The sequence below is a fragment of the Rossellomorea yichunensis genome, assembly GCF_032337515.1.
GTDB lineage: Bacteria > Bacillota > Bacilli > Bacillales > Bacillaceae_B > Rossellomorea > Rossellomorea yichunensis.
In genome coordinates this window covers 1-20,099 of record NZ_JAVYAD010000013.1, presented here as the reverse complement: position 1 = coordinate 20,099, position 20,099 = coordinate 1, and the positions used below count along the sequence as shown (strand labels likewise).

18 protein-coding genes are annotated in these 20,099 nt (G+C 42.4%); all 18 read left to right on the top strand.

Features of this window, described 5'->3' with window-relative positions; translation table 11 throughout:
* The first annotated feature begins 135 nt into the window (after positions 1-135).
* Positions 136-2,628 (top strand): stage II sporulation protein E, encoded by a 2,493-nt coding sequence (gene spoIIE, locus RSX31_RS22460; RefSeq protein WP_148996588.1) that lies wholly within the window; start codon positions 136-138, stop codon positions 2,626-2,628.
* Between the two features lie 96 nt (positions 2,629-2,724).
* Complete coding sequence (locus RSX31_RS22455) at positions 2,725-3,465, top strand: VWA domain-containing protein (protein ID WP_044340612.1); 741 nt, start codon at positions 2,725-2,727, stop codon at positions 3,463-3,465.
* Positions 3,434-4,438, top strand: coding sequence for a protein kinase domain-containing protein (locus tag RSX31_RS22450; RefSeq protein WP_148996601.1), 1,005 nt, complete (start codon positions 3,434-3,436; stop codon positions 4,436-4,438). The genes RSX31_RS22455 and RSX31_RS22450 overlap by 32 nt, the downstream gene beginning before the upstream one ends.
* A 68-nt stretch (positions 4,439-4,506) precedes the next feature.
* Positions 4,507-5,913, top strand: coding sequence for a tRNA lysidine(34) synthetase TilS (gene tilS / locus RSX31_RS22445; RefSeq protein WP_315636048.1), 1,407 nt, complete (start codon positions 4,507-4,509; stop codon positions 5,911-5,913).
* 3 nt (positions 5,914-5,916) lie between these two features.
* The gene (hpt, locus tag RSX31_RS22440; RefSeq protein WP_034762998.1) at positions 5,917-6,465 is read left to right on the top strand and encodes a hypoxanthine phosphoribosyltransferase; all 549 of its coding nucleotides are present in this window, start codon (positions 5,917-5,919) and stop codon (positions 6,463-6,465) included.
* Positions 6,466-6,567: 102 nt separating this feature from the next.
* Positions 6,568-8,529: an ATP-dependent zinc metalloprotease FtsH gene (ftsH, locus tag RSX31_RS22435; protein WP_148996590.1), complete on the top strand. Its 1,962-nt coding sequence runs from the start codon at positions 6,568-6,570 to the stop codon at positions 8,527-8,529.
* A gap of 708 nt (positions 8,530-9,237) precedes the next feature.
* The gene (locus tag RSX31_RS22430) at positions 9,238-10,005 is read left to right on the top strand and encodes a type III pantothenate kinase (protein WP_172655809.1); all 768 of its coding nucleotides are present in this window, start codon (positions 9,238-9,240) and stop codon (positions 10,003-10,005) included.
* Positions 10,006-10,024: 19 nt separating this feature from the next.
* Positions 10,025-10,906: an Hsp33 family molecular chaperone HslO gene (gene hslO / locus RSX31_RS22425; RefSeq protein ID WP_148996591.1), complete on the top strand. Its 882-nt coding sequence runs from the start codon at positions 10,025-10,027 to the stop codon at positions 10,904-10,906.
* A 25-nt stretch (positions 10,907-10,931) separates the two neighbouring features.
* Entirely contained in the window at positions 10,932-11,813 is an 882-nt protein-coding gene (locus tag RSX31_RS22420) for a peptidyl-prolyl cis-trans isomerase (RefSeq protein WP_187443739.1), read from the top strand.
* A 242-nt stretch (positions 11,814-12,055) separates the two neighbouring features.
* Complete coding sequence (cysK, locus tag RSX31_RS22415; RefSeq protein ID WP_315636047.1) at positions 12,056-12,985, top strand: cysteine synthase A; 930 nt, start codon at positions 12,056-12,058, stop codon at positions 12,983-12,985.
* Between the two features lie 203 nt (positions 12,986-13,188).
* Positions 13,189-14,592, top strand: coding sequence for an aminodeoxychorismate synthase, component I (gene pabB / locus RSX31_RS22410; protein ID WP_315636046.1), 1,404 nt, complete (start codon positions 13,189-13,191; stop codon positions 14,590-14,592).
* Positions 14,589-15,176 (top strand): aminodeoxychorismate/anthranilate synthase component II, encoded by a 588-nt coding sequence (gene pabA / locus RSX31_RS22405; protein ID WP_148971401.1) that lies wholly within the window; start codon positions 14,589-14,591, stop codon positions 15,174-15,176. Before pabB ends, pabA begins: the two co-directional genes overlap by 4 nt.
* Complete coding sequence (gene pabC, locus RSX31_RS22400) at positions 15,177-16,076, top strand: aminodeoxychorismate lyase (protein WP_148996595.1); 900 nt, start codon at positions 15,177-15,179, stop codon at positions 16,074-16,076.
* Positions 16,051-16,872, top strand: coding sequence for a dihydropteroate synthase (folP, locus tag RSX31_RS22395; protein ID WP_315636045.1), 822 nt, complete (start codon positions 16,051-16,053; stop codon positions 16,870-16,872). Before pabC ends, folP begins: the two co-directional genes overlap by 26 nt.
* Positions 16,865-17,224, top strand: a complete 360-nt coding sequence (gene folB / locus RSX31_RS22390; protein WP_148971404.1) for a dihydroneopterin aldolase — start codon at positions 16,865-16,867, stop codon at positions 17,222-17,224. The genes folP and folB overlap by 8 nt, the downstream gene beginning before the upstream one ends.
* 1 nt (position 17,225) lies before the next feature.
* Complete coding sequence (gene folK, locus RSX31_RS22385; RefSeq protein ID WP_148996597.1) at positions 17,226-17,750, top strand: 2-amino-4-hydroxy-6-hydroxymethyldihydropteridine diphosphokinase; 525 nt, start codon at positions 17,226-17,228, stop codon at positions 17,748-17,750.
* A complete protein-coding gene (locus RSX31_RS22380) occupies positions 17,702-17,926 on the top strand; it encodes a helix-turn-helix domain-containing protein (RefSeq protein ID WP_148996598.1) in 225 nt (74 codons plus the stop codon). Before folK ends, RSX31_RS22380 begins: the two co-directional genes overlap by 49 nt.
* Before the next feature lie 238 nt (positions 17,927-18,164).
* Complete coding sequence (lysS, locus tag RSX31_RS22375) at positions 18,165-19,661, top strand: lysine--tRNA ligase (protein ID WP_187443464.1); 1,497 nt, start codon at positions 18,165-18,167, stop codon at positions 19,659-19,661.
* Positions 19,662-20,099 lie beyond the last annotated feature (438 nt).

Genomic DNA, 20,099 nt, shown 5'->3' with positions numbered 1-20,099 from the left:
AGAATATTCTGAATATTTTACCGGAATCCATAGAAAGTCGTCGAAACTTTCTTGGTATGTATTCCCTCATTTTGACAAAGTTTTAAGCTTGTACCATTTATACTTAACAAAAAAGAAATGGGGAGTGTTTCATACATGGGGAAAGCCGATCAGTCGATCATAGAACCTGTTCAGAACGTGGACATTGAACACACTAGGGTGGAACTATCCAAAAGAATGAAGTCTATTTATTCGAAACTGGAGTGGCTGTTCGTAGAAAAGGGAATCGCCTTATTCGTTATCGGATTTTTATTGGGAAGAGCGTTAATCCTTTCACATTTAACTCCGTTTGCATTGCCGTTCTTCGCCGCTGTTTACATTATTCGAAGAGAGAAATCTCCCATTGCACTAATCGGATTGCTTGCAGGAGCTCTCACCTTATCTCTTCCTAGTATCAGTTATACGTTCGTCAGTGCGGTAATATTCCTATTAGCGTTTCGATTGTCTCAGAAATATCATAAGAATAATTTGAGAGTCGTCGCTTTTTATGTCTTCTTCACAGTCATGGCAGCAAAGCTTTCATTCGATTATATCCAGCAAGGACAAACACTGACGGTGTACAACGGAGTAATGGCGTTAATAGAAGCGAGCCTTGCCTTTCTGTTAACGTATATTTTCATTCAAAGTGTGCCCCTTGTAACCGTTCAGCGCAGAAGGAAATCGCTGAAAACAGAAGAAGTGGTCAGTCTGATCATTCTATTAGCATCTATTATGACAGGTACGATCGGTTGGTCTGTATATAATCTGTCTGTGGAACATGTGTTATCAAGATACTTAGTGCTGTTGTTTTCCTTTATAGCAGGGGCTACAGTGGGCTCCACAGTAGGGGTTGTCACTGGGCTTGTTTTCAGTTTAGCCAACGTTTCCAGCTTTTATCAAATGAGCTTGCTTGCTTTCTCGGGGCTTCTGGGCGGACTTATGAAAGAAGGAAAGAAATTCGGAGCAGCAATCGGTTTGTTAATCGCTACTTTATTAATGGGGATGTACGGAGAAACAGATACGGTCATAACGAAAACCTTATATGAATCGGGGGTAGCGATTTTACTATTATTTTTAACCCCTCAAAGTTTAACGTCTAAAATTGCCAAGCATATTCCTGGAACTGCCGAATATCAGCAGGAACAACAGGGATACATGCGAAGGGTGAGAGATGTGACCGCTAACAGGGTCACGCAGTTTTCCTCGGTGTTTCAAGCTTTGTCCAATAGTTTTCAACAAATAGAAGACCGATTTGAAGAGGAGGAGGATAAAGAGTTCGATTATTTCTTAAGCAATGTGACAGAGAAAACGTGTCAAACCTGTTTTAAGAAAGATCAATGCTGGGCCCGGAATTTTGATAAAACCTATAATCTGATGAAAGATGTGATGACCGAGTATGATCAGGGCCGTGTCCCCCTGTCTCCAAAACTTGCTAGAGAAGTAGAGAAGCATTGTACGAGAGAGAAAAAGCTGAAAGAAACAATATATCAGGAATTGACCTTCTATCAAGCGAATCTGAAGTTAAAGAAGCAGGTCCAGGAAAGCAGAAAATTGGTCGCCGATCAATTACTTGGAGTATCAGAGGTGATGGGGAACTTCGCGAAAGAAATTCAAAGAGAAAGGGAGAATCATCATATTCAGGAAGAACAAATCTTATCGAGTATCGGAGAGTTTGGAATCGAGATTGAAAACATAGAAATCTATAACCTGGAACAGGGGAATGTTGATATAGATATGACCATGCCTTATTGCGGGGGACATGGACAGGGTGAAAAGCTGATTGCCCCGATGTTATCGGATATTTTAGGTGAAAATATCATTGTTCAAAAGGAGGAGTGTGCTCAATTTCCGAACGGTCAATGTCATGTGACCTTCCAATCTGCCAAGAAATTCGTAGTGGATACCGGAGCTTCTCATGCAGCGAAAGGGGGAGGGCTGGTATCGGGAGACAGCTACTCGATGATTGAATTAGGAAGGGGGAAATATGCTGTTGCGATTAGTGACGGAATGGGGAATGGAGAACGGGCTCACTATGAAAGTAATGAAACCCTGAGGCTTTTGAAAAAAATACTGGAATCCGGGATTGAAGAACAGGTAGCGATCAAATCCATCAACTCGATTCTATCTCTCAGAACGAATGATGAAATTTTCTCTACATTGGATTTAGCCATGATCGATCTGCAGAATGCGTCATCGAGGTTCTTGAAAATTGGTTCAACCCCGAGTTTCATTAAGCGGGGAGATAATATCATAAAGGTAGAGGCAAGCAATTTACCAATGGGGATGCTTCAGCAGGATTTCGATGTGGATGTCGTGTCTGAGCAGTTAAAAGCAGGAGACCTTCTCATTATGATGAGTGATGGTGCCTTTGAAGGCCCGAAACATGTAGAAAATTATGATCTCTGGATGAAGAGGAAAATAAAGGAGTTGGAAACGGAGGAACCACAAGAAGTGGCTGATATTCTAATGGAGGAAGTGATCAGGTCGAGCTCCGGCTTAATAGAAGATGATATGACCATTGTGGTGTCAAAAATCAAACATAATATACCGAAATGGTCGTCTATCCCTGTGCATAAATCAAAAACGAAGGATAAAAAGAGAATTTCCTAGGTCGTATATTCACCCTATAAAAATAGTTAACTAGAGTATAAATCCCTCCTTATTCGGCGAAGATGGTAACAACTTTAGAATGAGGAGGGGAGTCTGATGAAGCCAGGTACACTTCGTCAAATTCTATTAATTACGGATGGTTGCTCAAATCAAGGTGAAGACCCGATTGCGATGGCGGCTCTTGCGAAGGAGCAGGGAATTTCAGTGAACGTCATTGGGGTCATGGATAATGATGTGATAGATGATAATGGAATGCAGGAAATTGAAGGAATTGCTCTATCGGGGGGTGGAGTAAGTCAGATTGTATATGCACAACAGCTTTCTCAAACCGTACAAATGGTCACGCGTAAAGCGATGACACAAACCTTGCAGGGGGTAGTGAATAAAGAGCTGAAGCAAATCCTCGGTAAATCCGCATCCATGGAGGAGCTTCCTCCCGAACAACGCGGGGAGGTCATGGAGGTTGTAGATGAACTGGGAGAATCCGTTGACATGGAAGTGTTGATTCTTGTCGATACGTCTGCAAGTATGAAACATAAGCTTCCCACGGTTAAGGAAGCCTTATTAGACCTGTCATTGAGCCTGAATGCCAGAATGGGTGATAATAAATTTTCCGTCTTTGTATTTCCCGGGAAACGACAAGATGTCGAAAAATTGCTGGATTGGACACCAAAACTCGAAACATTGACGAGTATATTCTCTAAATTGTCTCCAGGCGGAATTACTCCGACAGGTCCCGCGATCTCAGAAGCTATCACCCACTTTAAGAAAAAACGTTCTTTAAGGGGATTGCTCTCTCGTGGCGATGATGAACAATACTTCGAAGAAACCATTTAATTTCCCGCCTGGAACAGTTGTAAGAGGAAAATGGTATAAGCAGATCTACACCATTGTAAAAGAATTAGGATATGGTGCGAACGGGATCGTCTACCTGGTACAAGGTACTTCAGGATACCAGGCGTTAAAGATGAGTGACAGCAATGTATCCATTACATCGGAAGTGAATGTATTAAAATCTTTTTCTAAGGTCCAAGGTGCTCCCCTTGGGCCAAAGCTTCTTGCTGTGGATGATTGGGAGTACCAGGGACAGAAAATACATTTTTACGTGATGGAATATATTCAAGGTACTGACTTGCTGTCATTTGTTCAATCAAAAGGGTTTTCCTGGACTGGTGTACTCATTGCTCAGCTCCTGACAGACCTGGAGCGAATTCATAAGGAAGGATGGGTCTTTGGGGATTTAAAACCTGAAAACTTGATCGTCACGGGCCCTCCTTACCGAATTCGCTGTATTGATGTTGGGGGAACGACCATCAATGGCCGGGCAATCAAAGAGTTTACGGAGTTTTTTGATAGGGGATACTGGGTCGGGGGATCGCGAAGAGCCGAACCTTCTTATGATCTTTTCTCTGTGGGGATGATCCTCATTAATCTAGCCTATCCGGGGCGTTTCACTAAGTCAGGAAACGGGAATATGCAACAATTAAGGAAGGCGATCGGTTCCAAAGACCAATTGAAGAAGTTTGAAGGATCGATCCTTGATGCCCTGGAAGGGAAATTTCAATCTGCCAGTGATATGAGGATAAGCCTCCTGAATGGACTTTCTCACTCTCAGCCAGTACAGCAGCCCAAATCAAAGCCTAAAGTCAGTAGACCTGTTTCAACGAGCCCTCATGTAAATTCATCCGCTACGCATAGCAGATATCAAAATCACCGAAATAAAAAATCAAGCCACTTTCTTGAGACTGTGCTCGTGGTGATGATTGTTTCGTTATTATATGTTTTGTATATCTATGGAGAATTGATGTAGCGTAAGAGTGTGAGAATTCAGTAGGTATTGATACAATGGGGAAAACGGTTTTAGGAAGAGGAAGCGTTATGTTAGAGCAAACGATTAAAAGGTTTATTCAAGACCATAGTTTGATTGAAAAAGGAGATCGTATTATGGTGGCAGTGTCGGGAGGCCCTGATTCCTTAGCGCTGCTCCATTTTCTTGATTCGAACAAAGCTGAGTGGGAAGCAGAAGTCATGGCGGCTCATCTTGATCATATGTTCCGGGGAGACGAATCCTATCAGGAACTTTTGTTCGTCAAAGAATACTGCAATAAGCGAAACATTCCTTTTTACGGTGAAAGAGTAGATGTATCAATGGAGATCAAGCAGACGAATGGAAGCTTGCAGGATATGGCCCGTCAAATTCGCTATGCATTTTTGATGGAGATCATGGAAGAGGCGTCTGCTACGAAATTAGCACTTGGCCATCATGGGGATGATCAAATAGAAACCATCCTGATGAAGATGACAAGAGGAGCATCAGGTGCTGGCAGAGCCGGGATTCCCTTGAAACGATCCATTGCTGCAGGTTTGATCATAAGGCCGTTTCTATCTGTTACAAAGGAGCATATTGAGGAGTATTGTGAAAGGCACGATCTAAACCCGAGGAGAGACCCCAGTAATCTGAAGGAAGATTACACCAGGAACCGGTTCAGAAAAAAGGTTCTTCCTTTTTTAAAAAAAGAGAACCCTCATGTTCATCTCCAATTTCAACGATTTAGTGAAGAGTTGGCAGAAGATGAGGCATATTTAGAGGAATTAACAAGGGATAAGTTGAATAAGGTATGGAATAACACTGAGGATTTCTCCTCTTTACATATTGATGGTTTTCTTGCAATGCCTCAGCCTTTACAAAGGAGAGGGATTAATCTAATATTAAACTATCTTTACAAACTTAGACCATCTTCCTTATCGTCTATACATATTTACGATGTATTGGGTATATTAAAAGGAAAAACGCCTAATGCCAGCTTGGATTTACCAAAAGGGCTTAAGGTAACAAGGGCGTATCATACATGTTATTTTCATTTTGGGGAATTAGCGTTAACCGACACTCCTTATTGTCACGAGATACAGGTTAATAAAACGCTTGAACTTCAAGGTGGATATCAGTTCCTTCTTTATTTTTCTTCCTCGTTAGCAGAGGATCGTACCGGTGATAGGATCTATATTGATCCGGACAAGGTTACCCTGCCTTTATATGTGCGTACGAGAAAGAGCGGAGATCGAATGAAAGTGAAGGGGTTGGAAGGCTCAAAGAAGCTTAAGACACTCTTTATTGACGAAAAAGTTCCTGTTCACCTCCGTGACGAGTGGCCGATTGTAGTGGACGCAGATAACCACATACTTTGGGTTCCGGGAATGAAAAAGTCTCATTACGATTTGGGAGAAGAGCAAGAAAATAGTTTAGTACTACAATTTAAGAGCAATCATCTTCTAGGAGGCAGTTGAACATTGTTAAACCAAGATATTGAAAAAGTGTTAATTTCAGAAGAAGAACTTCAAGAAAAGATTAAAGCATTAGGTGCACAATTAACAGAGGAATATCAAGACCGTTTTCCTTTGGCAATTGGAGTTTTAAAGGGTGCAATGCCATTCATGGCCGACCTTTGTAAACGTATGGATACGCATATGGAAATGGATTTCATGGATGTATCCAGCTACGGGAACTCTACTGTCTCTTCAGGGGAAGTAAAGATTGTGAAAGATTTAGATACGAAAGTGGAAGGTCGGGATATCCTGATCATTGAAGATATCATCGACAGTGGCCTGACATTAAGCTACCTGGTGGAGCTATTCCGTTATCGTAAAGCGAAATCCATCAGCATCGTCACTTTGCTAGACAAGCCGACTGGACGTAAAGCCGATATCAAAGCGGACTACGTGGGCTTCATTGTCCCTGACGAGTTCGTCGTCGGATATGGTCTTGATTACGCTGAAAGATACCGTAATCTGCCGTATATCGGAGTTTTAAAACCAAGAGTGTATACAACAGGAGAATAAGTATAATCTAAAGAGGAATCTTGTAAGTGCAATTTGTTGTAATGCCATGATTTTCTATGATACTATTTTACTTAGTTTGTTTACCGTGGGAGGAGGTAAGGGATGAACCGGATCTTTCGAAACACCATATTCTATTTACTGGTCTTTTTAGTGATTATAGGTGTGGTGAGTTATTTCAGTAACAACAACGAGCCAACCAAAAATATCGAGTACAGTACGTTTATTAATAACCTTGAAGACGGAGACGTTTCTTCTTTTTCAATTCAGCCTGGCAGGGGCGTTTATGAAGTAAAAGGACAGATGGAAGGGGCTAAAGAAGGAGAGTACTTCTTAACCTATGTCCTTACTACAGATGGAAAGTTAATGGAGAAGATCAATGCGGCAGCATCAGAGCAAGGAATTGATGTGGAAGTATTACAAGCCAAAGAAACAAGCGGCTGGGTATCTTTCTTTACAACGATCATACCATTTGTCATTATCTTTATTCTGTTCTTCTTCTTACTTAACCAGGCTCAAGGCGGCGGAAGCCGTGTCATGAACTTTGGGAAAAGTAAAGCAAAGCTATACAGCGAAGAGAAGAAGAAAGTTCGCTTTAAAGATGTAGCGGGAGCAGATGAAGAGAAGCAGGAACTTGTAGAGGTAGTGGAATTCTTAAAGGATCCACGCAAATTCTCTGAAGTGGGTGCCCGTATTCCAAAGGGTGTCCTTCTGGTAGGACCTCCAGGTACAGGTAAAACCCTACTTGCACGAGCGGTTGCTGGAGAAGCAGGAGTTCCTTTCTTCTCAATCAGTGGTTCCGACTTCGTTGAAATGTTTGTCGGTGTCGGTGCATCTCGTGTACGTGATTTATTCGAAAATGCAAAGAAGAATGCACCTTGTATCATTTTCATTGATGAGATTGATGCAGTCGGTCGTCAACGTGGAGCAGGTTTAGGTGGAGGTCACGATGAGCGTGAACAAACCCTTAACCAGTTACTAGTCGAAATGGATGGTTTTGGCGCTAACGAAGGTATTATCATCGTCGCTGCAACAAACAGACCAGACATCCTGGATCCTGCATTGTTACGTCCGGGACGTTTCGACCGTCAAATTACAGTAGATCGTCCTGACCTTAGAGGACGTGAAGCAGTTCTTAAAGTTCATTCGCATAATAAACCGCTTGATGATTCAGTGGATTTAAAAGCGATTGCCATGAGGACACCAGGCTTCTCCGGAGCTGACTTAGAAAACCTTCTGAACGAAGCAGCTCTTGTAGCAGCCCGTGAGGATAAGAAGAAAATCGATATGCGCGATATTGATGAAGCAACAGACCGCGTCATTGCAGGTCCTGCTAAGAAGAGCCGCGTCATATCTGAAAAAGAACGTAAAATCGTGGCTTTCCATGAAGCGGGTCACACCGTTATCGGATTAGTCCTTGATGAAGCAGATATGGTACATAAGGTGACCATCGTCCCTCGTGGGCAAGCAGGCGGATATGCCGTTATGCTTCCGAAAGAAGATCGTTACTTTATGACGAAGCCTGAGCTTCTTGATAAGATTACCGGTTTACTCGGTGGTCGTGTAGCAGAGGAAATCATCTTTGGTGATGTATCAACCGGTGCTCACAACGACTTCCAACGTGCAACTGGAATCGCTCGTAAAATGGTCACTGAATATGGTATGAGTGATAAGCTTGGACCACTTCAGTTCGGTCAATCTCAAGGTGGTCAAGTGTTCTTGGGACGCGACATCAATAGTGAGCAAAACTATTCAGATGCCATCGCATACGAAATCGACTTGGAAATGCAGCGTCTAATTAAAGAAAGCTATGAGAGAGCGAAGCGAATTCTTACTGAAAATCGCGACAAGCTTGAACTCATTGCGAAAACATTATTAGACATCGAAACTTTGGATGCGGCACAAATCAAGCATTTAATGGATCACGGTAAGTTACCGGAACGTATCTATGAATCCGACCAGGAAAATAGTGACGTGAAAGTAAATATCCAAAAGAAAAATGAAGAAAACGTGATCGAAGAAGACACGGCTTCAAAAGAAGACGATTCTAACTCAGATCGCACATAATATTGAGGGATGCATCCATTTATGGGTGCATCCTTTTTTTGATTACTGAATCTTATGCTTGTCGCCTGGTCCTTAATAACGTTAAACATTGAACAAATTGATTTTGATAATAAACGCCCACCATATCTAAAATAGGGCTTCTTTTGTTTATCTATAATTAGGAAGTCGTAATGACAAGCACAGAATAGGAAGAAATGTTGAATAGCCGAGGACACCCAATGCCAACCCACCCCTCCTTCCCATTTATGCTGGATATCTCTGAACAAACCATTAATCTTGTTTCATCAAAGCTCATTTTTCGAACCCCCACCCTTAAAGGTTTTATATGTCGCTCTTAAAGGAAAATAATGCCCTTTAAAGAGCCTCAGAAGGAGAAGTGGACGAAGAAAGATATTCATTATGCTTTCTTCGCTGGCCTTTAGTGGATTGTAGCGGAAGGCACTTGACTCCTGCGGGAAATAGAGGAAAGGTCGAGACCCCGCAGGGCAAAGCCCGAGGAGGCTCGACTTCCTCCCCGCGGAAAGCAAGTGCCTGGAGCGGAAAGGAACGGTCAAAGTTTTCGCGCTATCACTTATGGTAAATGAATTTTTTGGAAGTTACGCAAAACAAATGGACCTAACCACGCTGGTTCCGCTTTTGTACCTATTATAAATAAATTATGGTATGATGTTGGCAGTGTGAAAACAATTGGCTTAGTAGGTGAGGATATTGATTTTTGTAATGGATGTAGGGAATACCAATATTGTGTTTGGTGTGTATGAAAATGACCATTTAAAATATCATTGGAGAGCTGAAACGAATCGACATAAAACGGAAGATGAGTTTGGGATGCTTGTAAAGAATCTGTTCGAGCATGTGAAGCTGACGTTTGACGAAATTGACGGAATCATCATTTCCTCCGTTGTCCCTCCAATTATGTTTAGTTTGGAACGTATGTGTGAGAAGTATTTTAATATTACTCCGCTCGTCGTTGGTCCTGGTATCAAAACAGGTTTAAATATCAAGTATGAAAACCCAAGGGAAGTCGGAGCTGATCGAATCGTAAATGCTGTCGCTGGTATTCACGAATACGGTGGTCCTCTCATTATTGTGGACTTCGGTACAGCGACGACGTATTGCTATATCAATGAGGAAAGACAATATATGGGTGGGGCGATCGCGCCTGGAATCGGCATTTCAACAGAAGCCCTGTACTCCAAGGCTGCTAAATTGCCAAGGATAGAAATCGCCCGTCCTGAGCACATCATAGGCAAGAATACCGTAACGGCTATGCAAGCGGGTATTCTCTATGGTTATGTTGGACAAGTAGAGGGTATCGTTCAAAGAATGAAAGCACAAAGTAAGAAGGAACCAACAGTCATTGCTACGGGAGGATTAGCTACATTGATTTCGAAAGAATCCAACAGCATTGACGTCGTAGATCCCTTCCTGACATTAAAAGGATTAAAATTAATCTACAAGAGAAACATGAACTAAAGTGAAAGGAGCTTCAACCATGAGCGACTATTTAGTAAAAGCCTTGGCCTATAATGGTCAAGTTCGTGCTTATGCAGTAAAAAGCACGGATACAGTAGGAGAAGCACAAAGAAGACATGGAACATGGCCGACTGCATCAGCGGCATTAGGCAGAAGCATTAGTGCCGGAGTGATGATGGGGGCAATGCTAAAAGGTGAAAATAAATTAACGATCAAAGTAGAGGGCGGTGGCCCGATCGGCGCCATTCTTGTAGATAGTAATGCAAAAGGGGAGGTCAGAGGTTATGTGACCAACCCGCATGTACACTTTGATTTAAACGAGCAAGGAAAACTTGATGTCCGTCGTGCAGTTGGTACAGCCGGAACGTTATCGATTGTAAAAGATATCGGCATGAGGGATCATTTCTCCGGTCAGGTTCCGATTGTGTCAGGAGAACTTGGAGAGGACTTCACGTATTACTTCGTCACTTCAGAACAAGTACCATCTTCTGTTGGTGTAGGTGTGCTGGTGAACCCTGATAATTCAATCCTTGCAGCAGGTGGGTTTATCCTGCAGCTAATGCCCGGAACGGATGATGAAACGATTACGAAGATTGAGGAACGCCTGGCTAAAATCCCTCCGATCTCGAAATTAATTGAAAAAGGACTCACACCTGAAGAGGTATTAGAAGAGGTCCTTGGTAAAGGGGAAGTCAAAGTTCTTGAAAAGCTTCCTGTGGCATTTAAATGTCAGTGTAATAAAGAACGTTTTTCGAATGCCATCATCAGCTTAGGGGAGCAGGAAATTCAAGAAATGATTGATGAAGATGGAAGTGCAGAAGCAAGCTGTCACTTCTGTAATGAAACGTATGTGTTTTCTAAAGAAGAATTAGAAGAACTGAAAGCAAACACGAAGCGGTAAATCAGATTCAGGGAGAATGGGAGAAATGAGAATTAAACGGTCTGTACTCATGGTTATGGTAGGGGTACTACTTGTCACTAACATCATTACACTTGTATGGAATCGCTCTTCGGGGGAAAGCGGAGCTCCCGAAGTCGTGGCGACGGTTGGCGGAGAGTCAATTACCAGGGAGGACTGGTTGTATTCCCTTGAGCAAGAACATGGCAAAGAAGAGTTGAAGGCATTGATCAATCAACAAGTGATCGACCATTTAGCGAAGAAATATGATATCTCCGTCTCAGATAAAGAAGTAGAGCAGGAATATTATTTCATACAATCTGTTTATAATGCGTACGACGAAGAAAATCTAGAGGATGAAGATTCACTTAAGACTCAAATCAGATCTGAATTGTTATTAGAGGAGCTCCTCACGAAGGATGTCCAAGTACCTGAAAAAGAGTTGAAGAGCTTCTATAATCAAAACGAGCATCTATACTCTATTTCTAAAATGTATAAGCTGAAGCAGTTGAAGGTGGCTGATCAATCAGAAGCAGAGCAAGCATTGGAAGAACTCGAAGCTGGTTCTGACTTTGAAGCATTGGCTATGGAGCGTTCAAGTGATGAGCAAAGTGCTCATTTAGGGGGAGACATTGGGTATGTTCCTCTGGATGGAGATTTCCTATCTTCAGAGGCGTCAAAAGAAATAGAGTCTCTCTCGCCGGGTGAATGGACAAAACCGATTCAAGAGGATTCAGAGTACGTAATTTATTATGTAGACGATGTCCTGAAAGAAAGACATTTTTCTTTCAAAGATGTAAAATCTCAAATTCGCAGACAAATTGCTTTAGAGCAAGTAGAAACACCACTGCAGCCCGAGTCCTTTTGGAAAGAGGTTGAAGTGGACTGGTTTTACGGAAAACAGAACTAGTGGGGCTGGCCAATTAAAGGCCAGCTTCTTTTACATAGAGTGACACTTTTTAACGAAACATAGGATAAATGAAATATGCATACATATAACCTAGAGTAGAGGCAATTTGGTCTCATCCGACAAGCATAATGAGGGTCGTATGGGGTGAACATTGTGTATGCTTTTTAATTGACAAATTTATTGAATATTGTTACATTTTAATAAAACCAACAAATTTACTTGGAATTAGGAGTGATGAATGAATGGTGAGAGTAGCCAATTCAATTTCGGAATTAATAGGTCAGACTCCAGTGGTAAAACTGAATCGATTAGTAGATGAAAATAGTGCAGATGTTTACTTGAAATTAGAATATATGAACCCGGGAAGCTCGGTAAAGGATCGTATCGCATTAGCGATGATTGAAGCAGGGGAAGAAGAAGGTACAATTAAACCCGGGGATACGATTGTTGAGCCCACGAGTGGAAATACCGGTATTGGTTTAGCGATGGTAGCTGCCGCAAAAGGATACCGTGCTTTACTGGTCATGCCTGACACAATGAGTATGGAGAGACGCAACCTGTTACGTGCGTACGGTGCAGAATTAGTATTAACGCCAGGAGCTGAAGGAATGGGAGGTGCCATTCGCAAAGCTGAAGAGTTAGCGAATGAAAAAGGCTTTTTCATGCCACAGCAATTCAAAAATACAGCCAACCCTAAGGTGCATAGAGAAACAACAGGACCTGAGATCGTCGAACAAATGGGCGATCAACTGGATGCATTCATTGCTGGTATTGGAACAGGCGGTACGATTACAGGCGCAGGGGAAATACTGAAGAAGCATTACCCCTCAATCGAGCTCTATGCCGTGGAACCTTCAGATTCACCTGTATTATCGGGAGGAAAGCCTGGTCCTCATAAAATCCAAGGAATCGGTGCAGGGTTTATCCCTGAAATCTTAGATACGAATGTATATAATCATGTCATTCAAGTTGAAAAAGATGCGGCTTTCGACTATGCAAGAAGAGCAGCTAAAGAAGAGGGGATCCTGGGTGGGATTTCTTCTAGGGCAGCCATCTATGCAGCTGTTGAAGTGGCGAAGAAGTTAGGGAAGGGTAAGAAAGTTCTTGCCATCATCCCTAGTAACGGAGAACGCTATTTAAGCACTCCTCTTTACCAATTTGATGAAGAATAATAATAAGAGACGGACCCTGAAGAATGAACTCTTCAGGATCCGTTTTTTTGTTGATCTATTGAAACTCGCATTGGAAAAGTCCCTTTCAAATTCAATCCACTCTCCACCATCCCCCCTCACATAATTTCAAGTTTTTAACGATGAAACCTGCCTGAAGTTCATGTATCATGAAAGGAGATAAAGAATAGGAGTGTGAAGGGTCAGTGCAGCACCTATATTTTCATAAGAACCATTCAACCAAAGAACAATTTTTTGCAGCGTACGAACAACTTAGTCAACACCAATCACATCATATATTGTTAGAAAGTGGACGGGGTGGACGATATAGCGTTGCTGGACTACAACCTGACGTCATTATACAAAGTGTTTCGGAAGGGTTGCGCATACAAGACTCTTCGGGAGTTGAAACGATAAATGGAGACCCGTTGATTCAAATGGAAAAATGGATGATGCCGCTTCGTAGGGAAAGAAGAGAAGATCTTCCTGATTTCCAGGGAGGCGTGATCGGGTTTCTAAGTTATGATTATGCAAGAAAGATTGAAAAGCTTCCCGCTTTGGGGCGGGATGATCTGGAAATTCCGGACCTTTATTTCTATTACCTGAAGGAATGGGTGGTCTTCGATCATCAGGAAAACATCTTATGGACGATGATTCTTTCAGATGGAGAAACGGAATCAGCCGAGAATAAGCTATCAAGATGGACTTCCTCTTGGACAAATGCCTTGTCTTCAATAATAAAATGTGAAAAGGATCCTGCCAAACACGAGACAGCAGGCATCGAAGTATCGATGGATGAAGGAGAATTCTCAGAGGCCGTAAAACAAATCCAATCCTATATCTCTCAGGGTGATGTGTTTCAGGTGAACTTATCTGTCCGACAATCTCAAGAATTGAAGGCTGAGCCATACACGGTTTATAAAAAGCTTCGAGAATTAAATCCCTCACCTTACATGAGTTATATTCATAGCCCGGATTTTCAAATTGTTTCCGGGTCACCGGAATTACTGGTGAAGAAAAAAGGAACCGAAGTAAGTACAAGACCGATCGCAGGGACACGCTCCCGTGGAAAAGATGCTGAAGAAGATGGGAAACTTGCTCTTGAGCTGATCAATAATGAAAAAGAAAGAGCAGAGCACGTGATGCTTGTTGATTTGGAACGAAATGACTTAGGAAGGGTTTGCCAATACGGTACAGTTGAAGTGAATGAGTTCATGGTCATCGAAAAATACTCCCACGTCATGCACATTGTTTCGAATGTAAGAGGAACACTAGATGAAACTAAAACGGGAGCGGATCTAATTCGATCTGTTTTTCCTGGTGGAACGATTACTGGAGCCCCTAAGGTGAGAACGATGGAAATCATCGAAGAACTTGAGCCGGTTAGAAGAGGGATTTACACAGGGTCCATTGGCTGGATTGGCGTCAATGGAGATATGGAGCTCAATATCGTCATTCGGACGATGTTTGTGAAAGAAGGAAAAGCCCATATTCAAGCGGGTGCGGGAGTCGTGATTGATTCTAATCCTAAGTATGAATACAAAGAATCCTTGAAGAAAGCGAAAGCCCTTTGGGTAGCGAAAGCCAGGGCGGAAGGAGAAACCCTATGATTCTCATGATTGATAACTACGATTCATTCACCTATAATCTTGTGCAATTTTTAGGAGAGCTAGGGGAAGAGCTGATCGTGAAACGGAATGACGAGATTACATTAGATGAGATTGAGGCATTGTCTCCGGATTACCTGATGATTTCACCGGGACCGTGCAGCCCGAATGAAGCGGGTGTGAGCCTCGAGGCGATCAGAACCTTTGCCGGAAAGATTCCGATTTTCGGCGTTTGCCTGGGTCACCAATCGATTGCCCAGGTCTTCGGAGGGGATGTTGTTCGTGCTGAACGGTTAATGCACGGAAAGGTCTCACCCATGAACCATGATGGGAAAACCATTTTCAAAGGCATGCCCAATCCTTTCGTGGCAACAAGGTACCACTCCCTGATCGTTAAAAGAGAAACCCTTCCTGAATGCTTTGACATTTCAGCCGAAACGAAAGAAGGTGAGATCATGGCGATCCGTCATAAACAGCTTCCAATCGAAGGGGTGCAGTTCCATCCTGAATCCATCATGACCGAACAAGGGAAACAGCTGCTCCTTAACTTTTTAACGACATATAAAAAAATCGAGATGGTTTTATAAATGTACCTATATCTTAACGGAAAAATCGTTCATGCATCAGAGGCGGTCATTTCCCCATTTGATCACGGATATTTATATGGATTGGGCGTGTTTGAAACCTTTCGGACGTATGAAGGTCATCCGTTTTTGCTAAAGGATCATTTGAAGAGGCTTTCTCATGGATTAAAGGAATTGAATATTGCATCAGACCTGGATGAAGAAAAGATCAGGAATGCAATAACAACACTTTTAAATAAAAATGGCTTGAAGGATGCATATTGCCGGTTCAATATCTCCGGTGGGGTTGGGGAAATAGGTTTACAAACGACCCCTTATGAGGATGCGACGGTGATCCTTTTTCAAAAGGAATTGCCTCCTTCTCTGCCATTAAAAGAAAAAGAAGGTGTGCTGCTTCAGTTAAGAAGAAACACACCGGAGACAGGGGAACGATTGAAATCCCATCATTACCTGAACAACATGGCGGCTAAACGGGAAATTGGACCATCTCCTCACCGGGAAGGGATATTCCTTACAAAGGAAGGTCATCTATGTGAAGGGATAACGTCCAATCTTTTCTGGGTAAAAGACGCAGAATTGTATACACCAGCAGTAGAGACCGGACTCTTAAACGGGATAACGCGTCAGTTCATCCTTGCCTTGGCGGATCGAATAAAAATGCCGGTCCGGGAAGGAATGTTCGGGAAAGAGCAATTACTGGATGCACATGAAGTTTTCTTTACGAATTCTGTGCAAGAGATCATACCGGTAAACAAAATCGACTCTGTGAATTTCCCGGGACGAAATGGAGAGTATTCAAGGCTGTTTTATGAACAGTACAGCAAGTATACAGGACAGTTGAATTCTATTGAGGAATTAGAGCAGGGGGAGTCGTGCAATGAAGTGCGGGAAATACGAACTTAATTTTTCAGAGAAAACCCTTATTATGGGGATTTTAAATATCACACCTGATTCATTCTCGGACGGTGGTTCGTTCAATGAATTGGACCAGGCTGTAGAGCGTGCGAAAGAAATGGTTGAGATGGGGGCAGACATCATTGATATCGGCGGAGAGTCTACCAGACCCGGACACGAGGCTGTGCCTGCTGATGAAGAAATTTCACGAGTCGTTCCGATTATAGAGGCGATCTCCCAAGAAGTGAACGTACCAATCTCCATCGACACGTATAAGGCAGAGACGGCACGGAAAGCTTTGGAAGCTGGAGCAAGCATCATTAACGATGTATGGGGTGCGAAAAAGGATCCTGAAATGGCACAAGTAGCGGCGGAAACGGGTGCCCCGATTATTCTCATGCATAACCGGGACAACCAGGGATACAGCCACTTCGTTAGGGATGCGATACAAGATCTGCAGGAAAGCATCTTCCTAGTAAAAGAAGCAGGGGTGAAAGACGACCAAATCATCCTGGATCCTGGAATCGGGTTTGCCAAAACAGTACAATTAAACATAGAAATGATGAGAAACTTGGATGTTCTTGTTTCACTAGGATACCCTGTGCTCTTGGGAACGTCACGGAAATCCATAATTGGACATGTACTCAACCTTCCCGTAGAGGAACGGATGGAAGGCACAGGTGCCACGGTATGCTACGGGATTCAAAAAGGGTGTCACATCGTACGTGTTCATGATGTGAAGGAAATGGCGCGCATGGCGAAAATGATGGACGCCCTAGTTGGAAAGGAGAAATTGTATGGATAAGATTCTATTGAATGAAATGGAGTTTTACGGCTATCATGGTGTATTCCAGGAAGAAAACAAACTTGGACAACGTTTTCGTGTTAGTGTAGAGTTGCATTTAGATTTAAAGAAGTCCGGCCAAAGTGATCAGCTTGAGGACTCCGTAAACTATGCGGAGATCTATTCCATCACCAAATCTGTTGTCTGTGGAGAACCGAAGAATCTAGTGGAAGCAGTCGCTGAAGACATCTCTTCCCGGATCTTAGAAACATTCCAAGTCGTAGAGAGCTGTAAAATTACACTAATCAAGCCTGATCCACCTATTCCTGGACATTACCAATCGGTGGCGGTGGAGATTAATAGGAGTCGATAGGATGAATACTGCATACATTTCCCTTGGTTCCAATATGGGAGACAGGGCGGGTTATTTAGAAAAAGCCATAAACATCTTAGGCAGTCATGGTAAGATAGAGGTAACGAAACGATCCTCTATGTATGAAACAGATCCAGTAGGATTTACAGAACAAGGTAAATTTTTGAATATGGTCATAGAAATTCGTACTAGTCTAAGTCCAGAAACTCTATTACATCAGTGCTTGCAGGTGGAAATCGACCTTGGAAGAGAAAGGGAGTTCAAATGGGGTCCGCGAATAATAGACCTTGATATCTTACTCTATAATCAAGAAAATATTGAATCAGTGAATCTCCTCATTCCTCACCCAAGGATGCAAGAAAGAGCATTTGTGTTAATCCCGTTATTAGAGGTTGCTCCACATATAGAGCATCCGTCTTTTAATGCCCCGTTCGTTGAATTTCTGGACGAAATACCTGACAAAGAAGGAGTTCGGTTATGGAAACAGATAAATGGGGAAGACGCATTCGTGCATTCAGAAAGCTGAAAGGGTATACTCAGGAAAGTTTGGCCAAGGAACTTTCCATCTCTGTTTCGGTCCTTGGAGAAGTGGAAAGAGGCAGTCGGATACCGAAAGAAGATTTCTTAGTGAACGTTGCAGAAGTGTTGAACATACCACTGCATGAGCTGATCCCTCATGAAGAATCTGAACGTAGTGAGTGAATGCCCGTTAATTCACGTGTATATCCTTTTATGTTATTCTAGAAAAGGCTGGAACCAATTCGTGACACTGTCACCAGGTTGGATCGGCCTTTTTTAGATTTTTTCAATCTCTTTTTAACTCTCCAAAGTACGTTTCTGAAATAACTCATACTTTAGGGGTGTTACAAACATAGATATTGTGTAAAATAGTATGGTATATAATCGTATTAGTCTAGTAAAGCAAGAAGATAGAATAGGAGTGAAACACATGAGTCACGAAGAAATCAATGACCAGCTTCGAGTAAGACGCGAAAAAATGGAATCAATCCGTGATAAGGGACTTGATCCATTCGGAAAACGCTATGATCGTACACACAGTTCATCCGAGATCAAATCTCAATTCGATGAATTTTCTAAAGAAGAACTAGAAGAGAAAGACATCGCTGTTACCATCGCAGGCCGTATCATGACAAAGCGTGGAAAAGGGAAAGCGGGATTCGCCCACCTGCAGGACTTAGCTGGACAAGTTCAAATCTATGTTCGTAAAGATGCGATCGGTGAAGAAGCATACGAACTATTCAATACAGCCGACCTCGGAGATATCGTAGGAGTTACAGGTACAATATTTAAAACAAAAGTGGGAGAGCTTTCAGTAAAAGCGAAGGAATTCCACCTTCTAACGAAAGCACTGCGTCCATTGCCTGAGAAGTTCCATGGATTAAAAGACGTTGAGCAGCGCTATCGTCAACGTTACCTGGATCTAATCACAAGCCAGGAAAGCAAAGAGACATTCATCGCCCGCAGCCGAATCATCCAATCCATGAGAAGATACCTGGATAACAATGGTTACTTAGAAGTAGAAACACCAATGATGCATGCCATCGCAGGGGGGGCATCTGCCCGCCCATTCAATACACATCACAACGCTCTTGATATGCCATTATTCATGCGTATCGCAATCGAGCTACACTTAAAGCGCCTGATTGTTGGTGGACTTGAAAAAGTATACGAAATCGGACGGGTATTCCGTAACGAAGGTGTGTCTACAAGACATAACCCTGAGTTCACGATGATCGAGCTTTACGAAGCATACGCAGATTACCGTGATATCATGGCTCTTACTGAAAATCTTGTAGCACATATTGCGAAGGATGTTTTCGGTTCTACTACGGTTCAGTATGCAGACTATGAAATAAACCTGGAGCCGGAGTGGACTCGCCTTCACATGGTTGACGCTGTTAAAGAACAGACTGGTGTGGATTTCTGGAAAGAAATGTCCGATGAAGAAGCACGTGCCCTTGCGAAAGAACACGGAATCGAAATCAAAGATAATATGCAATACGGTCATGTGGTAAATGAATTCTTCGAGCAAAAAGTAGAGGACAAGCTTATTCAGCCAACATTCATTTACGGTCACCCTGTGGAGATCTCTCCACTAGCGAAGAAAAACGATGAAGATCCACGATTCACAGATCGCTTTGAGTTATTTATCGTAGGACGTGAACATGCGAATGCCTTCACGGAGCTTAACGACCCAATCGATCAAAGAGAGCGTTTTGAAGCGCAATTGAAAGAAAGAGAAGAAGGAAACGACGAAGCCCACATGATGGATAATGATTTCATCGAGGCTCTTGAATATGGTATGCCGCCAACAGGTGGACTTGGTATCGGTATAGACAGACTTGTTATGCTGTTAACCAACTCTCCATCCATCCGGGACGTTTTACTATTCCCATTAATGCGTCATCGTGATTAATTCTGTGTTAAAGAACAGCAGGGGCTCAATGCTCCTGCTGTTCTTTTTGAATTTTAATGGAATGATTGTAGATAATAATCTGGAGAAATAAATGCAGATTCACCAATTAGGTCTAAAGACATCTTATTCAAACAATAAAATTACGGTAAAAAGAATGAAACGAATGTCTTTTGTCTTATAAATGAATAGCTGATGAAAAAGATTTGAAAAATCTATTGCGCCCATATTTAGAAGGTGGTATAGTATTATCTGTTGCCGCAAAACGCGACAAACTTAATAAAAACTTTTTAAAAAAGTTATTGACTTAAACGAGTCAGTAATGTAATATTTAAAGGGTCGCTTCAAACAGAAGCGCGTACAGATTGAACCTTGAAAACTGAACAAAACAAGACAATACGTCAACGTTAATTCTAGATTTATTTTTAAAGAGCTATTCAA